The sequence below is a fragment of the Pseudophaeobacter profundi genome (assembly GCF_029697505.1).
GTDB lineage: Bacteria > Pseudomonadota > Alphaproteobacteria > Rhodobacterales > Rhodobacteraceae > Pseudophaeobacter > Pseudophaeobacter profundi.
In genome coordinates this window covers 18,733-38,822 of record NZ_JARJEF010000009.1, presented here as the reverse complement: position 1 = coordinate 38,822, position 20,090 = coordinate 18,733, and the positions used below count along the sequence as shown (strand labels likewise).

General features: G+C 60.6%; 19 protein-coding genes. 8 read left to right on the top strand and 11 right to left on the bottom strand.

The features are described from left to right. The first annotated feature begins 87 nt into the window (after positions 1–87). Entirely contained in the window at positions 88–588 is a 501-nt protein-coding gene (locus tag P2081_RS14520; protein WP_278923583.1) for an RrF2 family transcriptional regulator, read from the top strand. Here the strand turns inward: P2081_RS14520 and P2081_RS14515 are convergent. Together P2081_RS14515 and P2081_RS14510 are read right to left on the bottom strand one after the other, a co-directional pair. Beyond that, a complete protein-coding gene (locus P2081_RS14515; protein WP_278923582.1) occupies positions 585–3,143 on the bottom strand; it encodes an ABC transporter permease in 2,559 nt (852 codons plus the stop codon). The genes P2081_RS14520 and P2081_RS14515 overlap by 4 nt on opposite strands. Continuing rightward, positions 3,140–3,847, bottom strand: coding sequence for an ABC transporter ATP-binding protein (locus P2081_RS14510; protein ID WP_278923581.1), 708 nt, complete (start codon positions 3,845–3,847; stop codon positions 3,140–3,142). Before P2081_RS14510 ends, P2081_RS14515 begins: the two co-directional genes overlap by 4 nt. A gap of 50 nt (positions 3,848–3,897) precedes the next feature. Here P2081_RS14510 and P2081_RS14505 point away from each other — a divergent pair, with 50 nt between their 5' ends. Beyond that, positions 3,898–4,563, top strand: coding sequence for an arylesterase (locus P2081_RS14505; protein WP_278923580.1), 666 nt, complete (start codon positions 3,898–3,900; stop codon positions 4,561–4,563). Between the two features lie 82 nt (positions 4,564–4,645). Here P2081_RS14505 and P2081_RS14500 read toward each other — a convergent pair whose 3' ends face one another. Further along, on the bottom strand, positions 4,646–4,852 hold the full coding sequence (locus tag P2081_RS14500; RefSeq protein WP_027241328.1) for a cold-shock protein: 207 nt from the start codon (positions 4,850–4,852) through the stop codon (positions 4,646–4,648). Between the two features lie 303 nt (positions 4,853–5,155). Further along, entirely contained in the window at positions 5,156–5,731 is a 576-nt protein-coding gene (locus P2081_RS14495) for a L,D-transpeptidase (RefSeq protein ID WP_278923579.1), read from the bottom strand. A 160-nt stretch (positions 5,732–5,891) separates the two neighbouring features. On the opposite strand from P2081_RS14495, the gene trxA reads away from it, so the two are divergent. After that, the gene (gene trxA, locus P2081_RS14490; RefSeq protein WP_278923578.1) at positions 5,892–6,320 is read left to right on the top strand and encodes a thioredoxin; all 429 of its coding nucleotides are present in this window, start codon (positions 5,892–5,894) and stop codon (positions 6,318–6,320) included. Here the strand turns inward: trxA and P2081_RS14485 are convergent. From P2081_RS14485 to ettA, 3 genes are all read right to left on the bottom strand, one after another. Next, complete coding sequence (locus tag P2081_RS14485; protein WP_278923577.1) at positions 6,307–6,522, bottom strand: hypothetical protein; 216 nt, start codon at positions 6,520–6,522, stop codon at positions 6,307–6,309. The two genes, trxA and P2081_RS14485, sit on opposite strands and share 14 nt — an antisense overlap. A gap of 195 nt (positions 6,523–6,717) precedes the next feature. Beyond that, positions 6,718–7,089 carry an eCIS core domain-containing protein gene (locus P2081_RS14480; RefSeq protein WP_278923576.1) on the bottom strand — a complete coding sequence of 124 codons (372 nt, stop codon included), beginning with the start codon at positions 7,087–7,089 and terminating at the stop codon, positions 6,718–6,720. 339 nt (positions 7,090–7,428) lie between these two features. After that, the gene (gene ettA / locus P2081_RS14475) at positions 7,429–9,096 is read right to left on the bottom strand and encodes an energy-dependent translational throttle protein EttA (protein ID WP_278923575.1); all 1,668 of its coding nucleotides are present in this window, start codon (positions 9,094–9,096) and stop codon (positions 7,429–7,431) included. 303 nt (positions 9,097–9,399) lie between these two features. On the opposite strand from ettA, the gene P2081_RS14470 reads away from it, so the two are divergent. Beyond that, entirely contained in the window at positions 9,400–10,056 is a 657-nt protein-coding gene (locus tag P2081_RS14470; RefSeq protein ID WP_278923574.1) for a nicotinate-nucleotide adenylyltransferase, read from the top strand. 195 nt (positions 10,057–10,251) lie between these two features. After that, positions 10,252–11,760 carry a D-alanyl-D-alanine carboxypeptidase/D-alanyl-D-alanine endopeptidase gene (dacB, locus tag P2081_RS14465; RefSeq protein WP_278923573.1) on the top strand — a complete coding sequence of 503 codons (1,509 nt, stop codon included), beginning with the start codon at positions 10,252–10,254 and terminating at the stop codon, positions 11,758–11,760. 63 nt (positions 11,761–11,823) lie between these two features. Here dacB and P2081_RS14460 read toward each other — a convergent pair whose 3' ends face one another. The 3 genes from P2081_RS14460 to P2081_RS14450 form a co-directional block, all read right to left on the bottom strand. After that, positions 11,824–13,875, bottom strand: a complete 2,052-nt coding sequence (locus P2081_RS14460; protein ID WP_278923572.1) for a molybdopterin-containing oxidoreductase family protein — start codon at positions 13,873–13,875, stop codon at positions 11,824–11,826. 122 nt (positions 13,876–13,997) lie between these two features. Beyond that, the gene (locus P2081_RS14455) at positions 13,998–14,420 is read right to left on the bottom strand and encodes a tellurite resistance TerB family protein (protein WP_278923571.1); all 423 of its coding nucleotides are present in this window, start codon (positions 14,418–14,420) and stop codon (positions 13,998–14,000) included. A gap of 150 nt (positions 14,421–14,570) precedes the next feature. Further along, positions 14,571–14,750, bottom strand: coding sequence for a hypothetical protein (locus P2081_RS14450; RefSeq protein WP_278923570.1), 180 nt, complete (start codon positions 14,748–14,750; stop codon positions 14,571–14,573). Between P2081_RS14450 and P2081_RS14445 the strand changes: the two genes are divergently transcribed. The 3 genes from P2081_RS14445 (at position 14,728) to P2081_RS14435 (ending at position 19,468) form a co-directional block, all read left to right on the top strand. Next, positions 14,728–14,967 carry a hypothetical protein gene (locus P2081_RS14445; RefSeq protein WP_278923569.1) on the top strand — a complete coding sequence of 80 codons (240 nt, stop codon included), beginning with the start codon at positions 14,728–14,730 and terminating at the stop codon, positions 14,965–14,967. The genes P2081_RS14450 and P2081_RS14445 overlap by 23 nt on opposite strands. Before the next feature lie 138 nt (positions 14,968–15,105). Beyond that, positions 15,106–16,743 (top strand): lysine--tRNA ligase, encoded by a 1,638-nt coding sequence (locus P2081_RS14440; protein ID WP_278923568.1) that lies wholly within the window; start codon positions 15,106–15,108, stop codon positions 16,741–16,743. Between the two features lie 439 nt (positions 16,744–17,182). After that, positions 17,183–19,468 carry a glycosyl hydrolase family 28-related protein gene (locus P2081_RS14435; RefSeq protein ID WP_278923567.1) on the top strand — a complete coding sequence of 762 codons (2,286 nt, stop codon included), beginning with the start codon at positions 17,183–17,185 and terminating at the stop codon, positions 19,466–19,468. Positions 19,469–19,555: 87 nt separating this feature from the next. On the opposite strand, the gene P2081_RS14430 is transcribed toward P2081_RS14435, so the two are convergent. Next, on the bottom strand, positions 19,556–20,050 hold the full coding sequence (locus P2081_RS14430) for a HugZ family pyridoxamine 5'-phosphate oxidase (protein ID WP_278923566.1): 495 nt from the start codon (positions 20,048–20,050) through the stop codon (positions 19,556–19,558). Between the last annotated feature and the right edge of the window lie 40 nt (positions 20,051–20,090).

Below are 20,090 nucleotides of genomic sequence, written 5' to 3'. Positions count from 1 at the left end.
AAAACGCTGGGTGATTGATGTATGTCAAACTTCTTTTTCGCGGGCTGTGCAATATAGCATGATCGAAAACTAGGGCGGAGCCAGACCATGCGAATTACCAAAAGGACCAATATCGCCGTACGCCTCTTGATGTACTGTGCCGCAAATGAAGAGCGTCTGGTGACAAAATCCGAAATCGCCGAGTGTTGCAATATCTCTGAAAATCATTTGGCGCAGGTGATCAACCAACTCAGCCAATTGGGGTATCTACACACCCAGCGCGGCCGTAACGGCGGCATGACGCTAGGGCGGGACCCGGCGGAAATCCAGATTGGTCAGGTCTTTCGCCATGTCGAAGGCGCGCTGCCAATTGCCGAATGCTTTGCGGATACCGACAATACCTGTCCGCTGGCTTCGGCCTGTCGCCTGAAGCTGGCCCTGTCAGAGGCGGCGCAGGCCTTCTATCGGTCGCTGGATGATCTTTCGGTTGCAGATCTTGTCTGTGGCAACGTCGACTTGCTGCGCATTCTTCAGCCGGTGGCCTGTGGTACAGCGGCAGGGGTTGCTACTGCAAATGCCAGGCCACAGGCCGTGCCTGCCGCAGGTTAATCGCGGGTGCGCAGAATGCGCGCAGGCCGGGCTGCCAGGGGCCGCCAGGCAAAGATCAACCCGGCCAGCAGTGTGGTCAATACCCCGCCTGATATGACTGCCAGCGCATTTGGCCAGATCACCACAAAGCTGGTTTCAAAGACATAGTGGTTCACAGCCCAGGCCCCGCCTATCCCTGCGGTCAGTGCCACCGCCGCAGCCCCGGCGCCCAGGATGATTGAGCGCAGGGCAAAACTGGCAAGGATTCGCGCCCGCGACGCGCCCAGGGTTTTTAGCAGCGCGGCCTCGTAGCGGCGTGCCGGTTCCCCGGCGGCGGCGGTGCCCAGAAGCACCATAAACCCGGTCAACAGGGTGGCCGCCGCGCCATAGCTGGTGGCTGCCGCAAGCTGGCGCAGAATGTCAGACACCCGGTCGATGGCATCGCGCACCCGGATGGCGGTGATATTGGGCATCTCGCGGGCCAGATCGCGCAGGATCTGCGCTTCGGCTTCGGGCGCGGCATAGACGGTGGCAATGAAGCTGTGTGGCGCGCCCGCCAGGGTGGCCTCGTTCAGCGTCAGTACAAACCCCATGCCGGCGGTGGAAAAATCCACATTGCGAAAACTGGTGATTTCGGCCTGGATATCGCGCCCCAGCACGTTCAGCGTGATGGTATCGCCCAGGCTAAGGCCGAGTTCTTCCGCTTCTTCGGCGGCAAAGCTGACCTGTGGCGGGCCGGTGTAATTCTCGGGCCACCAGCTGCCGGCCACTACCTCTGTGCCCTTGGGCTGGGCGGCGGCATAGGTGACGCCGCGATCACCGCGTACCACCCAATGATCGCCGGCCACCTCCTGCGCGGGGGAACCGTTTATCTTGGTGATGACGGCGCGCAGCATGGGGGCGCTTTCGACCTTGCTGACTGCCGGATCGGTTTCAACCCGCTTCAGGAAGGCAGGCATCTGGTCGCGTTGAATATCAACAAAGAAATAGGACGGGGCCACATCGGGCAGGTTGCCCGCGATGGCGCGGCGCATATTGCCGTCGATCTGGCCAATGGCGGCCAGAACCGTCAACCCCAGCCCCAGTGCCAGCACCGCAGGCACCGCGCCATCGCGGGCTGTACCGATGGCGGCCAGCGCCCAGCGAAGCGCCGGTCGGCCACGGCTCAGCCTTGTACCATGGCGCGCCAGCCAGCCCAGGCCAAGCGCCGCAAGCAGCAGCACCAGCAAGGCCCCCATCAGCCCGCCCGCCGTCCAGAGCGTCAGCTCAGGCGCGCCGGAAAACCAGGCAGCAGACCCCACCAGCAGCACCAGCGCCAGCGCAGTGGTCAGGATATAACGCGGGGCGGGCAGGTGGCTTTCCTCGCCCAGGGTGCCGCGAAACAATGCGGCGGCGCGGATCCGTTCTGCCCGCGCCAGCGGCCAAAGCGCAAAGATGAAGGCCGTCAGAAAGCCATAGAGCGCCGCCTCAACCAGGCTGCCAGGGTAGAGCGCAAACAGCGCCGGAAAGGGCAGCTGCGCCGCAATCAGCGGCCCCAACAGAACAGGCCCCAGCCCACCAAGCCCCAGCCCAATGGCAACCCCCAGCAGGGTCAGCGCCCCAATCTGCAAGAAATAGGTCAGAAAGATCACCCGCCGGTCGGCGCCCAGCGTGCGCAGAGTGGCAATGGTGGTGGTCTTGGTGGCCAGATAGGCGCGCACCGCCGCCGAAACCCCAACGCCGCCCACCGCCAAGCCGGACAGGCCCACAAGCACCAGAAACCCACCCAGCCGTTCGACAAAAGTGGCAATGCCGGGGGCACCATTGCGGGCATCGCGCCAGCGCATGCCGCTGGCCTCAAACTGGGCGCGTGCCTCGGCCTGCAGTGCATCCAGGTCACTGTCTTCTGGTAGCGAAAGCCGGTATTTGGTGGAAAACAGTGATCCCGGTGCCAACAGCCCGGACTCTTCCAGCGCCGGACGGGCCACCAGGGTGCGTGGCCCCAGCGCAAAGCCCGAGGCGGCGGCGTCCGGTTCGGTCTTGATGGTGGCCATCAGGACAAAATCCTGGGTGCCAAAGCGGAGGTGATCACCGGGGCGCAGCCCCAGCCGGTCGGCCAGAACCGGCATCATCGCCACCCCCGGCAGCCCATCCCGGCCTGCCAGCGCATCGGCCAGCGGCATCTCGGGCGTGAGCGCGATCTGCCCCTCCAGCGGATAGGCGTCATCTACCGCCTTGACCTGAGTCAGGGCGCGCTCTTCCCCCAGAGTCGCCATAGAGCGGAATTCGACAATCTCTGACACGGCGGTAGAGTTTTTTGCCATCCAGGCGCGTTCCTGCGCATTGGCAAAGCGATAGGTAAAGGTCAGTTCGGCATCGCCGCCCAGCAGGCTGGCTCCTTCCTGTGTCAGCCCCGCCTCGATCGAGGCGCGGATAGAGCCGATAGCGGCGATCACCGCCACCCCCAGTGCCAGACAGGCCAGAAAGATCCGAAAGCCTTTTACGCCGCTGCGCAACTCGCGCCGGGCAAAGCGCCAGGCCAGCGACAGGGATTGCCCAAAGGAGGTCGCCGCTGTGGCAGGGCCGCTCCCCGTCATTCGGCGGCCTCTGTTGCCTGTTGTGGTGCGGCCAGTTGGCCATCGCGCAGGCGAACCACCCGGTCGCAGCGCGCGGCCAGTTCTGGCGCATGGGTAACCATGATCAGCGTGGCCCCGGTGCGGTCGCGCAGACCAAAGAGGAGATCCATCACCGCCGCGCCATTGGCCTCGTCCAGGTTGCCGGTGGGTTCATCCGCCAGCAGGATTGACGGGCGTGGTGCCAGGGCGCGGGCCAGGGCCACACGCTGCTGTTCTCCGCCAGACAATTGGGCGGGGAAATGCCCGGCACGATGGCCCAGCCCGACAGCCTCCAGCTCGGCCTGGGCAAGGGCAAAGGCATCGCGCCGACCGGCCAGCTCTAGTGGGGTTGCGACATTTTCCAGCGCTGTCATGGTGGGGATCAGATGGAAGCTCTGGAAGACCACACCCATGTGGGCGCGGCGAAATCGGGCCAGGGCGTCTTCATCCATGGCGGTGAGATCCTGACCCAGGGCGGTGATCTGACCACCTGTTGCCAGCTCGAGCCCGCCCATCACCATCAAGAGCGAGGACTTCCCCGACCCCGAAGGCCCGATCAGGCCCAGAGTTTCACCTTTGCGCACATCCAGCGAGATCCCGCGCAGAATTTGCACCGGCCCGGTATTGCCATTCAGCGTTAAAGACGCATCTTTGAGGTGAAGAACGGGTGGTTCTGTTTCGGTCATGAAGCTGCGCCTGTGAAATACACTCTATCGGATATGGAGCATTTAGCGCGATGCGCAAGGTTTTGGCCCTGTTGGGATTGATAATTTCTGTAAACGTTGCGGCCCAGAGCCAGGCAGAGGATCTGCGGATCACCGCCTTTGGCGACAGTCTGGTGCAGGGCTACGGGCTGCCACAGGGGCAGGGCTTTGTGCCGCAGTTGGCCGCCTGGCTTGAGGCGCAGGGGGCCGAAGTGACGCTGAACAACGCCGGTGTGTCGGGGGATACCACCGCAGGCGGGGCCGCCAGAGTTGACTGGACGCTGGCGGATCAGCCGCAGGGGCTGATTGTGCTGCTTGGGGGCAATGATCTGCTGCGCGGTCTGCCCGCCGCCGAGGCCCGCGCCAACCTGCGCAAAATCCTACAGGCGGCGCAGGCACGCAATGTTGAGGTTCTGTTGATCGGCATGCGGGCGCCGGGCAACTATGGCCCGGAATACAAAGCTGCCTTTGATAGCATTTATGCGGATCTGGCGCAGGAATTTGGCGCGCTGCTGCATGCCGATGCCTTTGCCGGAATTCGCGCTGAAACCGGGCAGGATCCGGCGGCGGCACAGGCCTATATGCAGGCGGATAACATTCACCCCAATGCCAAGGGCGTGGCGCTGAATGTAGCCGCAGTTGGGCCTGCGGTCATGACCCTGCTGTCGCGTCTGTCCAGCTCCGAGGAAAACGGCTAGGGGACAAGACAAGGGGCAAGGGGGGCGGGGACGCAAAAGCGGCCCCAAAAAATCAGGGCCGCCAATAAAAATGTTTTGGGGCTTAAAGCAGCGCGAGATCAACCGCGGATTCACGGCCATCACGACCGGGCTGCATTTCGTAGCTCACTTTTTGGTTGTCCGCGAGGCCTGTCAGACCGGACCGCTCTACTGCGGAAATGTGAACAAATACATCGCTTCCGCCGCTGTCAGGGGCGATAAAGCCAAATCCCTTGGTGGTGTTGAACCATTTGACGGTGCCAGTTGCCATCGTCTCTTCTCCTAGTTTCTTCTCACGCTTTCTGCCCGCAACATGCGGCAGTATGGCTTGCTCATTCTGGTGGTAGCCCATCCATCAGGGATAAATATCACCCCCTTTATGACCTCGCGATGACAGCATTGGACAGAAGCGGCTTTCGCGCAAGAAAAAATCGTCACCCCCCCTTTGTGCGGGGGGCGCCGGTGTCTATGTTACCGGGCCTGTTGCAGAAATTTCTTTTGCATGATGATTTTTTTGGCGATTTTCCGGGGCTGCCTGGTGCATTATGTCGGGCTTGCTGACCTATTTCCGGGTCTACAAAACCGTGACTTTGGTGCCCAGCGGTACCCGCTGATAGAGGTCGGTAACATGTGAATTCAACATGCGGATGCAGCCATTCGAGGCTGAGGTGCCAATGGTTTCGGGCTGGGTGGTGCCGTGAATGCGAAAGTAGGTATCCACTCCGTTTTGATAAAGATAGAGCGCCCGCGCGCCCAGTGGGTTGTCCGGCCCACCGGGCTGTACGTAGCTGTTATCGACAAAGCGCTGGTAGATGCGCGGGCTGCGTTCGATCATTTCCTGGGTGGGACGCCAGCCGGGCCATTCACGTTTTCGCTGGATGATGGCGCTGCCGGTGAATTCCAGCCCAGCCTTGCCAACCCCCACGCCATAGCGGATTGCCTTGCGCTGTTCGGTGACAAAATAAAGGTAGTAGGATCGCGGCAGGATCAGGATTTCGCCGGGTTGGTAATCTTTCTTGATCCTTACGTATTGCGGTGTCGGGTCAAAAACGGGTGCCGGTTTCGCGCGGGCGGGCATGGCAAGGCCCGACAGGGAGAAGGTCGAAACGGCTGCAAGAGCGGAGGTGGAAAAAACGCGGCGAGAAATCATCTGAACCTCACATTTTGGAACATACCTGCCTGTATATCTTGTGGTGCTGGTACCATTCCGTCAAGACGGCGAGGGGCAGGGAGGCTGGGCAGCGCTGGACCTTGCAGATTGCAGCAGCGCGCCTATGATCGCGCCGATTACCTGCACTGGGAGCGTTGTCATGGCGGAAAAAACCCTGACCTGCCTGGCCTGTGGCCAGTTGAATCGAGTGCCCGAGGCACGGCTGACGGCGGGCCCCAAATGCGGCAGCTGCGGCGCGGCGCTACTGTCAAAGCAGCCGACGGATGTGGATCCGGCGATCCTGCAAAAGGCGGTGCAGAACGATGATCTGCCATTGATTGTGGATTTCTGGGCGCCCTGGTGCGGACCCTGCAAAATGATGGCACCAGAGTTCACCAAGGCAGCCCGCACGTTGACCGGTCAGGCCCGTCTGGTCAAGCTTGATACCCAACGGCATCAATCCACCGGTGGGCGCTATCGGATCAAGGGGATCCCGACCTTGGTGGCCTTTGAACGGGGCAAAGAAAAAAGGCGCCAGTCGGGCGCCCTGCGTGAAGGTCAGATTGTTGCGTGGGTCAAAGCGCGTTAGCGCCGCCGGGCCCAGAGGCCGAAAACTGCGGCTCGGGAGTGCTGCGCAGTACCAAGATGCCAATCGCCAGCGCGGCAACGCCAACGCCCGTGCCGGAGTAAAGCAAGAGGCTGTGCCAGATGTGCAGATCAAACAGGGTAAAGCCTGTCACAGCCGTGACAAGGCCAACGAGCGATCCAAACATGATGCTGACAAATGCCATTGTGTCTCACCTTTTCCCAAAGATCTTGGCTCTAGCTTAGCGCGGCCCTGTCCTTTCAATACAGTTTGAAAAGGTTAAGATTTTCTTCAAACCCTTCCGGTTTTTGCATGGCGCATAAGGAATATTTGGCAAGGTGTTACAAATAATCCCAAAAATACATGATCACAGTGGGGGAAGACCCCTGTCGATGTTGGATTATTTTGACACGAGCGCCACGCCATCCCTTGGTTTTGGCATCCGGCCACGACCCTGTTGCAGGACATGGGCGAGTTCATGCACCAGAAAATCGGCTTTCTTGGCGCTGGCGGGTTTGGCAAAATAAACGTCATTGCCAATGGTAAAGGACTTGGCTTTCAGCTTTTTGCACAGATCCTTGGCGTTGCCTCCGACATGCAGTTTGACGCGGGAGAGCTTGCTGCCGAAATGCGCCTCTAGCCCCTTGCGCAGATCACCGGGCAGTTTGCGGCTCTTGGTGCCTTCGGGCGCGGTGTCGAGCCTTTTGCGTTTGGCTTTCCTGCCTCTCAGGGCCTCGACCTGACTGGTGATCTTTGCTGCGGTGATGGGCATGGGCAGGTGGCCTTTCAAAAATGATACTGATTAACCGTCGTTAGAAAATACGACGCGCCTGTATGACGTGCCCGTAGGATAGCGCGCGGGGGGCAAAACGCCAAATGCGTCTTTGCCGGCGAAGGGGCCAGGGCTGGGCCTTGCCTGCGGCGAGACTGTTTTTGGAAAAGTGGAAGGGGGGCGGCGTCGACACGCCCGGCGGGCTGTAGCTGACCCGGCAATGAGCGGCGGGGCGTGCAACATCCAGGAAGGTTCCCACCGGAAAGGGAGCGTGCCGCAGGGTGCCGTGGCAGTAGATAAGCGGGGGCGGCCGAAGACGGTCGCCCCCGCCCCGATATTTTATCGCACGAATTTCTTGTGCTTCAAACGCTTGGGTTCCAGGGCATCGGCGCCGAGGCGGCGTTTCTTGTCTTCTTCGTAGTCCTCAAAATTGCCTTCAAACCATTCCACATGGGCGTCGCCTTCAAAGGCGAGCATATGGGTGCAGATCCGGTCGAGGAAGAAACGATCGTGCGAGATCACCACGGCGCAGCCGGCAAAATCCACCAGCGCGTCTTCCAGGGCCCGCAGGGTTTCCACGTCCAGATCATTGGTTGGTTCGTCAAGCAGCAGCACGTTGCCGCCCTCTTTCAAAAGACGCGCCATGTGGACGCGGTTGCGTTCACCACCTGACAGCAGGTTCAGCGGTTTCTGCTGATCGCCACCTTTGAAGTTGAACGAAGAACAATAGGCGCGGGAGTTCACTTGGGCGTCGCCCAGTTCGATGATCTCGGCACCCCCAGAGATGGCTTCCCAGACGGTTTCATTGTCTTTCAGGTCATCGCGCGACTGGTCGACATAGGACAGTTTCACAGTATCGCCGTAAGAAACCGAGCCGCTGTCGGGCTGTTCCTGTCCGGTCAACATGCGGAACAGGGTGGATTTACCGGCGCCGTTGGGGCCGATCACACCGACAATGCCGCCGGGGGGCAGGTCGAAGGACAGGTCTTCCACCAGCTGCTTGTCGCCATAGTGTTTCGACAAACCGCTTACCTCGATCACCTTGCTGCCCAGACGCGGGCCATTGGGAATAACGATCTGGGCGCGGGTCAGCTTTTCGCGCTCGGACTGTTCGGCGAGGTCGTTATAGGCGTTGATCCGGGCCTTGCTCTTGGCTTGACGGGCCTTGGCCCCCTGACGCATCCATTCCAGCTCACGCTGCAGGGTCTGCTGTTTGCTCTTGTCCTCGCGGGCTTCCTGTTCCAGCCGTTTGGCCTTTTGTTCCAGCCAGGCGGAATAGTTGCCTTCATAGGGGATGCCCTTGCCACGGTCGAGCTCAAGGATCCAGCTGGTGATGTCATCCAGGAAATACCGGTCGTGGGTGACGCAGAGGATGGTGCCTTTGTAGTCGATCAGGTGCTGTTGCAGCCAGGCGATGGTTTCCGCATCCAGGTGGTTGGTCGGTTCGTCGAGGAGCAGCATTTCAGGCGCTTCAAGCAGCAGCTTGCACAGCGCAACCCGGCGTTTTTCACCGCCCGAAAGATTGGCGATTTCCGCGTCATCGGGGGGGCAGCGCAGGGCCTCCATCGAAATGTCGATCTGGCTGTCCAGATCCCAGAGGTTTTCCGCGTCGATGCTGTCCTGCAGCGCGGTCATCTCTTCCATCAGCTCGTCTGTGTAGTTCTCGGCCATCTCGACGGCGATCTGGTTGAAGCGGTCGACCTTGTCTTTCTTTTCCTTGACGCCAAGCATGACGTTTTCACGTACGGTCAGGCTCTCGTCCAGTTTTGGTTCCTGCGGCAGGTAGCCAACCTTGGCGCCTTCGGCGGCCCAGGCTTCGCCGGTGAAATCCTTGTCCAGGCCGGCCATGATCTTCATCAGGGTCGATTTACCGGCACCGTTGACGCCGACAACACCGATTTTCACGCCGGGCAGAAAGGACAGGTGGATGTTTTCAAAGCACTTCTTCCCACCGGGATAGGTCTTGGAGACCCCCTGCATGTGGTAGACATATTGATAGGCGGCCATGTGACTGCTCCGTGATGAGGGTAATTCTAGCTGGCTGGTGTGATAGCTGATGGCAGGGGCGGGGGCAATCATGGATACGGGCAAGGCAGCGCTTGCGAATTTCATGCGTCTCGGACGGATCCATTTTGTGGCCCGCTCCGCACGCGCCGCGCCTGGCCTTGCCATCCCGCCAATCGGCTGGGGGCAGCACGATGACGGCGGTTCATGTCTTCCCAAGGTCCATGCAGGCTTTGGGGTGAGGCCGGGTGCATTTACGTTGTGGTCGGCTTGATCTCAGCTTGGAAACTGTGCATCACCAAACGGATGAGACAGGGGTTTCCATATCTGCGGCCGGGGCTGCGCGTCGGTTTGCTGGGGGGCTCTTTTGATCCGGCCCATCAGGGCCATGTTCAGATCAGTCGCGCGGCGCTGAAGCGGTTCAATCTTGATCGGCTCTGGTGGCTGGTTTCGCCCGGAAATCCGCTGAAGGCGCATGCCCCTGCCAGCATGGCTGGCCGGGTTGCAGCGGCATCGGCGCTGATGGATCACCCAAAGGTGCATGTCAGCGATATCGAAGCCCGCCTTTGCACCCGTTACACGGCGGAAACGCTGCGGGCATTGCGGCGGATCTATCCGGGGGTGCGGTTTACCTGGCTGATGGGGGCGGACAATCTGGCCCATTTTCACCACTGGAAGGACTGGCGTCAGATCATGGAGACGGTGCCGATTGGGGTGCTGGCGCGACCTGGCGACCGGATCGCGGCGCGGCTCTCTCCGGCGGCGCGGATTTACCGGGGGGCGATGATCGGTGACCAGGATAGCCAGGCCCTGGCCCAGGCCTCGGCGCCGGCCTGGTGTTTTGTCAATATTCCGCTGATTGCCGCCAGCTCTAGCCAGATCCGGGCAGCCGGGAAATGGCCGGGCGGGGTGGCCAGCGGATGTGCCGCTGGGCCAGAGGCGGATCAGCCGCCATCTGCGTGACCCGCGCGGCATCATGGCGGGACGCATCCAGCCAGCAAACCGGGCTGAGCAGTGGTACATCTTGTAAAAAAACACTCTGGCAATCTGCATTTTTTGCAGGTGACACAGTATAAAATGCATTATGAGCGAGACAGCATGCCATATAGCGGGTCTTTGTTTGCTGTATCGTAGCTTTCTGATTAGATATTGACTGACATGTTATCGAGACGCTTTTTCCTTTCCTCTGCCGCAGCAGCCCTTGTCGTTCCGGCAGCGTCTGGTGCGCTGGCCAATGCGCCTACAACCTCTTTGCGGCCGCAGGCTCGGGCGGGGGGGGCATTGCTTCAGGGCGGCACTGGGGCCCCTTCTGTCAGCCTCAAGACGTTGCTGGCGCAGTCCGGCCTGTCGGGCCGGGTGGCCTGCGCCGTGGCCGAGGTGGGCAGCGGCAAGGTACTGGAATCCGAAGGCAGCCAAGACGGGCAGCCGCCGGCAAGTGTGGCCAAGGCGCTGACGGCGCTTTACGCGCTTGAAACATTCGGCGCACAACACCGTTTTATCACCAGGCTATTGGCTGATGGCCCGGTCTTGGGCGGCGTACTGAAGGGCGATCTGATCCTGGCGGGCGGCGGCGATCCGATGCTGAACACAGATCATCTGGCGCAGATGGCGCGGGCGTTGAAAAACGCCGGCATCCGCGAGGTGCGCGGTGGTTTCAAGGTCTGGGACGGGGCGCTGCCCCAGGTGCACAGCATTGACAGCGAACAGCCTGATCACGTGGGCTATAGCCCGGCGGTTTCCGGTATCGCGCTGAATTTCAACCGGGTGCATTTTGAGTGGAAGCGCGCCAGCAAGGGCTGGGCCGTCACCATGGATGCCCGCACTGCGAAATACCGCCCCGAGGTCAGTATGGCGCGGATGAAAGTCGCCAATCGCGCGCTGCCGGTTTACACCTATGCGGATCGCAATGGGGCTGACAGCTGGACCGTGGCTTCGCAGGCGCTGGGCAAAGGTGGGTCGCGCTGGTTGCCGGTGCGGCGTCCGGCGGACTATGCCGCAGATGTTTTTCGCACCATGGCCCGGGCGCATGGGGTCAAGCTGGAGGCTGCCAAATCGGTGCAGAACCTGCCACAGGCGACGCTTTTGGCGCAGCATCACAGCCCGCAGCTGGATCAGATGCTGAAGGGCATGCTGAAATATTCCAATAACCTGATGGCCGAAATGATTGGCATGGCGGCGACGGCCAAACGCGGCAAGCGCCCCAGGGGTTTGAAGGATTCTGCCAATGAGATGTCGCACTGGGTCGAGGCGCGCTACGGGGTCAGCGGCGTCCGCTTGGTGGATCATTCCGGTCTTGGTGATGCGTCACGGGTGACGCCAAGCGCTCTGCTGAAGGTTCTGGTCGCGGCATACAAGGGGGGCAGGCTGAAGCCGCTGCTGAAAGAGTTCCCCATGCGCGACAGCAATGGCCGGGTGATCAAAAGCCACCCGATCAAAGTGGCCGCCAAGACCGGAACCTTGAACTTTGTTTCCGGGTTGGGGGGCTTTTTGACGACCCCTGGCGGCACGGTGCTGGCTTTTGCGATCTTTGCCGCCGATACCCAGGCCCGCGCCCGTATCAGCCGGGCAGAGCGCGAGAGGCCAAAGGGCGCGCGCCGCTGGAACAAGCAGGCCAAGCGTTTGCAGCAACAACTGATTGAACGCTGGGGCCAAAGCTACGGCAGCTGAGGCCAGGCCGCCAACTGCCCCCTGTCTTGCCCGTTGCGGGAAGGGCAAGGCGCAAGGGGGGCGTTACAGCGCCGCTTGCACCTCGACAAAGGTTTCGTGATAGCAGGCGCCATCCTCGATATCGGTGCGCAGATCAGCCGGGATCAGCGCATTCACGGTAAAGCCGGTCTGCGATGTCGCACGCCAGGTGCCTTTGGGAGAATAAAGCACCCCCGGGCGGGTCGCATCAGAGATTTTCAGCTGCAGGGTCACCGCGCCACGCGCGTTTGAGACCAGGACAAGCGCGCCATCCTTCAGGCCACGGGCCGCAGCATCCTTTGGGTGCATTTCCAGCTGTTCTGGCCCAGAGGAGGCCGGGTCCGACCCAAAGGTGGCATTGGTGCGCTTGGCCGAGCTGGGGCTGATCAGCACCAGCGGCAGATCCTGCGCCACCGGGTCATAGCGCGGCACGCCAAAGCCATACCGGGTTTCATACGCCTGGCTGAACAGCTCAATCCTGCCCGACTTCGTCGCGGGGAGGACGTTTTGACACATAACCATGGGCGCGCCATCGGCGGCCCTGATTTCGATGGCGCGATCCAGCGCGATCTCGCTGGGGCGCTGGCCGTCCAGCTGTGGGTGATCGGCATCAATTGCCTCATCCATCAGCTGGCTGTCGCTGGCCTGAAACAGTGCATCCTCATAGCCAAAGCGCTTGGCTAGGCGGCGAAAAATTTCCGTATTGGGCAGGCTCTCTCCGACACGGGGGATCACCGGGGCAGCGCGCTGCAGATAGTTTTGCCCATAGGCGCCATAAATGTCGTCAAATTCAAAATGCGACGCGGCGGGCAGGATCACATCGCAATAGGCCATGCTATCGGTCATCACCACATCACAGCCGACAATGAACAGATCTTCACGCATCAGGGCGCGCATCAGATTGGCCTGATCCGGGTGGGTTGCCACCGGGTTGTGGTTGTAGATCATGGTGGCCTTGATCGGGGGTTCCAGCGTGTCGTCCTGCAGTTTTTCGGCGAGATCCACGATGTTAAAGGTCCGGGTGCCGGGTTTGATCAGGTGATCGCCCTGCAGCCGTGCCTGGGTCTTTGGGGTGGCGCTGCCGGATTTGGCCAGCACGCCGGCACCCAGCCGTCCATGATGCCCCAGCAGGGCAGGCAGGGCCATGGCCGCCCGCAGTCCGGACCCGCCAGAGCGGCCGCGTTCAATCCCGTTTCCAAAGGCGCAGGCCATGTTCTGCGCCGCCTGCATCATATCGGCAAGCGCATGAACCTCGGCAGTGGTGATGCCGCAGATCTCGACGATCTGTGCAATGCCATAGCGCCGCGCCTGTTCCATGAAGGGGGCAAAGCCATCGACCCAGCGATTGATGAAATCCAGATCCAGCGCCCGGCGGCGCTCTAGCTCGGCCGCCAGTCCCATGGCCAGTACCACATCGGTGCCGGGTTTGATCTGCAGATGCATGTCGCATTGTTCCGCGATCTTGACCCGCTTGGGGTCGATCACCACCAGCCGCCCGCCCTGGGCGCGCATCTTTTTCAGCAGCGGCGCCAGATGCAGGTTAGAGACGGTGACATTGTTGCCCCAGACCAGCACCAGGTCAGAATGGATAACTTGAAGCGGCGGCATGCCGGGCGCATTGCCAAACAGGCTGGCATAGGCTCCGCCCCGCACGCCACCGCAAAGCGGCCCACGGTTCAGCAGGCTTGCCCCCATTTTATAAAAGAAGCGCCGATCCATCGAGCCACCGGCCAGCTCTCCGTGTGGGCCGGCATAGTTGAAGGGCAGGATGCTTTGCGGGCCATGGCTGTCGATGGCTTTGGTAAAGCCCGCATGGACCAGATCCAGCGCGGCGTCCCAGCTGATGCGTTCAAATTGCCCGGTGCCGCGCAGCCCCACCCGTTTCAGCGGATGGGTCAGGCGGTTTTTGCCATGGACAAACTCGGGGTAGGACCGGGCGACCTTGTTGCAAATCACGTTCGCAGTAAAGGGGTTGGCCCGGGACCCCTTGACCTCGACCAGGCGGTCGCCTGCAACCTTGACAGAAAGGCTGCAGGTGTCGGGGCAGTCCAGCGGGCAGACCGTGGGCAGGGTGCGGATCGCGCGAGGAGTATTCATAGGCTGGCTCCGATTGCAGTGGCTGGAGCCTGTGTAGCCTTGAACTGGATCAGTGATTAAGCACCAAAAATGCAAAATTTCAGCAGACCAATTTGATCTGCCTGCGCTAGTCTTATGGTGGCTTAGACCATGTGACGGGCGCGGGCGCCACGCTCAATCGCTGCCGCATGCAGCCGGTCAATGTTCAGCTCATAGCGGACCTCGGCCAGGAACTCGAGCTCGGTTTCTGCCAGCTTGCCATCCGCTGCCGCCACATCACAGGCCAGCGCATAGGCGGTTTCAAAAAGATGTTCGGGCAGGTCGTCACGAACCAGACCAAACAGGGCCTCCAGCCCGTCTTCCTGTTCAAACAGGTCCAGAACGGTGTTCGAAACCCGGGTCATGCGGTCGATGTCGTAATCGGCAAAGACGGGCAGCATGTTGACGGCAGACTGGATCTTGATCAGCTCGGCTGTGCGGATGTTTTCATCCGAGGCAGAGACCGCCACCATCAGGGCCACGAGACAGTCCTGGGGGGACATGGATTGGGCGTTTTTCTCGGGCATGGGACATCCTTTGTGCGCGAAATTGCTTGTTCAAGAATAGGCTTGGCCAGAGGCAGGTTCAACTGCTGCCTCTGGCCGGTCGGTGCGAAACTGGCGGGAAACAGCCACTCGCGGTTGTTTTGCGGCCTGCGCTGATCCGCAGGGGCGCTTTTAAGCCTGTGCTTCGTCGGCGGCGGTAAAGCGATAGGTGATCTGTTCAAAGCTGGTCACGGCAAACCCATAGGAAAAGCGCAGACCATCCGGGCCGCCCTGGGTGCCATGTTCGGCATTGGCGGACACATAGATGGCAACATCGGGGCGCGAATTCTTGATTTCAGCTCTTAATGCCATGGTGGCGCATGCCGGGCTGGCCGGGCAGGGGATCTTTCTGGCCTGGGGCGGTATTGTCGATAGTTTGCTTGAGACGGGTGCCCTGTTGCAGCTGCAGGCGCCAACGACCACCTCGGCACGGGGGGATTTTGCCGGGTTGCGTGATAGCGCGGCTGCACGGGGGGATGTGCGTGAGATTCTCGACCGGATTGCCGAAAAGGCGCAATTTCATGGCTGAAAGCAGCGCAGCCACGGCTGTCTTTGTTGACTTATGCTGCATCTGCGCCATAGACCGGGCCGACCTAGTTAATGGGACTGCGGCATGGGGCTGCGGGCCATGGGTATGCGGCCACCGGGGCCGCCGATGGAGAACAAGATGTCTGATCTGCGCGAAACCGCTCTGACGAGCAAAGCTTGGCCCTTTGAAGAAGCCCGCCGGGTTCTCAAACGGTATGCAAAGGGCGCGCCTGAAAAGGGATTTGTTCTGTTCGAAACCGGCTATGGCCCGTCGGGCCTGCCGCATATCGGCACTTTTGGTGAGGTGGCGCGTACCACGATGATCAAGAACGCCTTTGAGGTCATCAGCGATATCCCGACCAAACTGATCTGTTTTTCTGATGATCTGGACGGCATGCGCAAGGTGCCGGGCAATGTGCCCGATGCCGACAGCCTGGTGCCACATCTGCAAAAGCCGCTGACTTCGGTGCCGGATCCCTTTGGCACGCACGAAAGCTTTGGCCATCACAACAACGCCATGCTGCGCCGGTTCCTCGATACCTTTGGGTTCGAGTATGAATTTTATTCCGCCACCGAATTCTATGGCTCGGGCCGGTTTGATGAGGTGCTGAAGCGCGCCGTCGACAAATATGACGAGATCATGGAGGTCATGCTGGCCTCCCTGCGCGAAGAGCGGCGCCAGACCTATTCGATCTTTTTGCCCTTCCACCCCGAAACCGGCCGGGTGCTATATGTGCCGATCAAGGTGGTTGACGCCGAAAACTACACCATCACCTTTGATGATGAAGAGGGCAGGGAATGGACCGTGCCGGTCACCGGCGGCAATGTAAAGCTGCAGTGGAAGCCCGATTTTGGTGCCCGTTGGGCGGCGCTTGAGGTCGACTTCGAGATGTATGGCAAGGATCACAGCACCAACACGCCGATCTATGACAAGATCTGCCGCATTCTGGGCCATCGGGCACCGGATCATTTCACCTATGAATTGTTCCTGGACGCCAATGGGCAGAAAATCTCCAAAACCTCGGGCAATGGGATTTCGATTGACGAATGGCTGACCTATGCCAGCGCCGAGAGCCTGTCCTATTTCATGTATCAAAAGCCCAAAACGGCCAAGCGGATGCATTTTGACGTGATTCCAAAGGCGGTTGACGAATATCACCAGCAGCTGCGGGCCTATGCGACGCAGGACACCAAGGCCCGGCTCAACAACCCGGTCTGGCATATCCACGCAGGTGATGTGCCCGCCTCCGATATGGTGGTGCCCTTCAGCATGCTGCTGAACCTGGCCAGTGCCTCTAGCGCCGAGGACAAGGCGACCCTCTGGGGCTTTATCAACAAATACGCCCCGGATGCGACGCCCGAAAGCAACCCAACCATGGATCAGGCAGCGGGTTTTGCGGTGGCCTATTTCAATGACTACGTGAAACCCAGCAAGGTGTTCCGCGCCCCTAGCGATGTGGAGCGTGCCGCGCTGCGCGATCTGGCAGAGGCGCTGAAATCGCCAGAGGCCGCACTGGCGGCGATTGCCAGGAAGAACGAGATTGCCGGCAATGACGAAGCACTGCCAGAGGCAGATTTAGCCGATGCCGATTTCCTGCAATCGGTGGTCTTTGCCATTGGCAAAATCCACGGGTTCGACCCGCTGCGCGATTGGTTCACCGCGATCTATGAGGTGCTTTTGGGGGCCAGCCAGGGCCCACGTTTTGGCGGCTTTATCGCGCTGTACGGTGTGCAGGAAACCATCGCGATGATCGACAAGGCCCTGGCCGAGGCGTAATCGGCGGCGGACCTGCCGCGCAAAGATCGGCACCGCCTAGCCTTCCTGTTTTGGGAGCATAAGAAGTAAGAATTTAGAATAATGGGCGCCCTTCGGGGCGCTCTTTTTTGTTTTTGGGTTTGAAGGCCGGATCCGGGGCCCACCCAAGCAAAGCTTTGAAGTCACCCATCCCCTGATTGAGGTCCTGGCAGGAGGCGGTCGCACCCGGCAAGGCAAATAGCCGTCTCCCCGCCCCCTGGGCAGGGCCCCTCGGCGATTTTCCTTGCCTGCTGCTCTCTTTTCCTGCCGGGCGGTCCTCAGGTGATGGGCGGCTCCAAAGCAAAGCGGCGGCGCGTGGTGGCAGTGCGGGGCCAGCGCGCGCCCTGCTTTTGGGTCCTTAAGTTGGGCGGGGTAGCTCTTGTCGGCGAAATGCGTCTGCGCTGCTGGAAAGGGTTATGGGATGAATAAAGTGATTTCTGCGGGATTGGAACTGATGCCGCCTGCGTTCGAGGCGGGGTTGGATACCTGGTCGAGTGGCGATGGAACGCCAGGGTCTGATACCTATGATGGCGCGCCTAACGCTGCCATCGTGGTGGCCGATCCGGATTTTGCCGGCTGCCTGGAAATGCAGAAGCTGCAGGCGACACAGAAGCTGCGCTACATGGGCAAGACGCCGCTGTTGCCGGGGTGTTATCTGCAGGTAAAGGCCCGGATCAAAGCGGTAAGCGGCGCCTTGCCAACGGTGCGTATCGCGGGGTGGGCTGGCGACAGCAGCGACACACATGTCGGGGGGGTGATCGAGGTGGGGGCGACCACCACGCTGACCTCTTATGGCACTGTGGTGGAGGTGACGGCGATCATTGGCACTGGGGCGCGGCAGGGGGTGGATATGCCCTGGGGATTGGCGGCGGGCTATGGCCATTTGGGGTTGGATCTGATTGGTCCCAATGGCGGTGTGGTGCGGATTGACGATATCGAGGTCACCGATGTGACCAGCGCCTTTCTGCGCGATATGCTGTCGCGCGTGGATGTCACGGATTACGGCGCCATTGGTGATGATGTAACGGACAATACGGCCGCCTTTGAAGCGGCGGATGCGGCGGCGGCCGGGCGGCAGATCCTGGTGCCCGCAGGCGCGTTTTTTTTGGCGCAGACGGTGTCGTTGAACAATCCGGTATATTTTGAAGGCAGCCTGCGGATGCCGGTGGACAAGATATTGCTGCTGCGCAAAAATTTTGACTTTCCCAGTTATGCGGCTGCCTTTGCCGATGAGGAAACGGGGTTTAAAAAGGCCTTTCAGGCGCTGTTGAATTCGTCGGATCATGAATCGCTGGATCTGGGCGGGCGTATGGTAACGGTCACTGCACCAATCGACATGCAGGCGGCGGTGCCCAATCGCAGCTCGTATTCGACCCGGCGGGTGGTCCGTAACGGGCAGTTTTCGGCCACTGGCGGCGCCGCCTGGGACACTGAAACCTGGAGTGAGCAGGCCACCTATGACACCAATGATCCGCGCAAGCTGAAGAACGTAAGCAACATCGCCAATATTCCCGTTGGCGCGTTGGTTGAAGGCAGCGGTGTTGGCCGCGAGATCTATGTGCGGTCCAAGAATACAGGCGCAGGTGAGATCACGCTGAGTGCGCCGCTCTATGATGCGGCGGGGACGCAGGTCTTTACCTTCAAGGATTTCAAGTATCTGCTGGACTTCAGCGGCTTTAGCGCCCTGAGCAAATTTGGCATGACGGAGGTGGAAATTCAGTGCAATTCTCACTGCAGCGCGCTGCGCCTGCCCTCGGCGGGGACGGTGTTCAGCCTGGATCACTGCTTTATTTCGCGGCCCAAGGACCGCGGGATCACTTCGATCGGGTCGGGCTGTCAGGGCATTCTGGTCGACAATTGCCAGTTCCTGTCGGCGGAAGAGGCCGAAGATGTGCCTGATCGCAGTTCCGTCGGGATCAACGTCAATGCCAATGATGCCAAGCTGCGCAACAACAGGGTGACCAAGTTTCGCCATTTTGCCCTGTTGGCGGGGGCGAACAATACCATCACCGGCAATCACTTTTTCCAAGGCGATGGTGTTGCGGGCGGGGTGCGGACGGCGGGGGTGGTACTGGCCACGACCTATTGTGCCACGACAGTGTCGGACAACTATGTCGACAACTGCTTTATCGAATGGACCAATGAACAGGATCCCACGCCTGATTTTTCCAATGGGTTTTCCTTTAGCGCGCTGTCGATCACCGACAATGTCTTCCTGTCCAGTGATGTGGCACCCTGGTTCAGCTATGTGGTGGTGAAACCCTATGGCACCGGGCACTTCCTGAATGGGGTAAGCATCTCTGGCAATAAGTTCCGTTCTATCAATGGCTATATTGACCGGGCCGACCGGGTGGATACCAGCTTTTCTGATCTGGAGTTCAACCGCTGCAAATCCGTGTTCTTTGAGGGCAATACCTTTCACGGGATCTCTACAGAGGTGGCGAGTCCGCTGCGTCTGCGTCATGAACAGGCCACGGTTGCCAGCAGTTGGGCGGTGTCGACGGATGGCGGGCTGCCATTTCAGGGCCATGCCCGGGCGGTGGATGCGGTGGTGGCAATTGGGCCGATGCGCGATTCCGCTGGCACCTACAAATATCCGCGCCCCTATGTGCAGCTGGAGAAGGGCAGCAACAAGGATGAGATCCGGCTGAACTGGGGCGAAAGCCTGCGCGGTGAAGTGCAGGTGGTGGTGCGGGTCGACAAGTAGCCGATCCCAAGACCGCCCGTCAGAGCGGCACAAAAGGCGACCGGGGAGGCAGGCGTTGTTTCCCCGGTGTGGCCCTGCCGGATCCCCTTATTGGGGCGTGCTGGGCGGGATCAGATCTGCCGGGTCAAGGTGAAAGGCCTTGCCAAATCCGCCATTCAGATAGCCCATATCCAGTGCGAATTGCACAAAGGAAAAGTCTGCAAAATCAATGTAGAGTTTGGCTTTGGGGTGGCTGCGTAGATAATGTGCCGCCAGCTGCGGATGCGCGGGGCTTTGCCGGTCGACAAAGGTGGCGCGGCCAACAAGGCTGATCCTGGGATGGGTCAGCGGATCACCCTTGGGGCCGGGGTCGCCAACCAAGAGCGAGCAGGCCGGGTTGCTGCGCAGGATCTGGCTGTGCTGTGACAGGCTGGAGATCAGGCTGATCGGATGCCCGGCGGGGCAGAGGCCAAAGGCAACCCGGGTGACCAGCGGGCAGCCGTCTGAGGTCACTGTGCCCAATGCGGCGCTGCGCGCGTCGCGCATCAGCTGTTGCGCCAGGGTACGGGCACCGTCATCGGTGGGGCGGATTGGGTTGGTCATGCGGTCCATTTCTGCCGTTCATTTCTGCTGTGCGAATCGG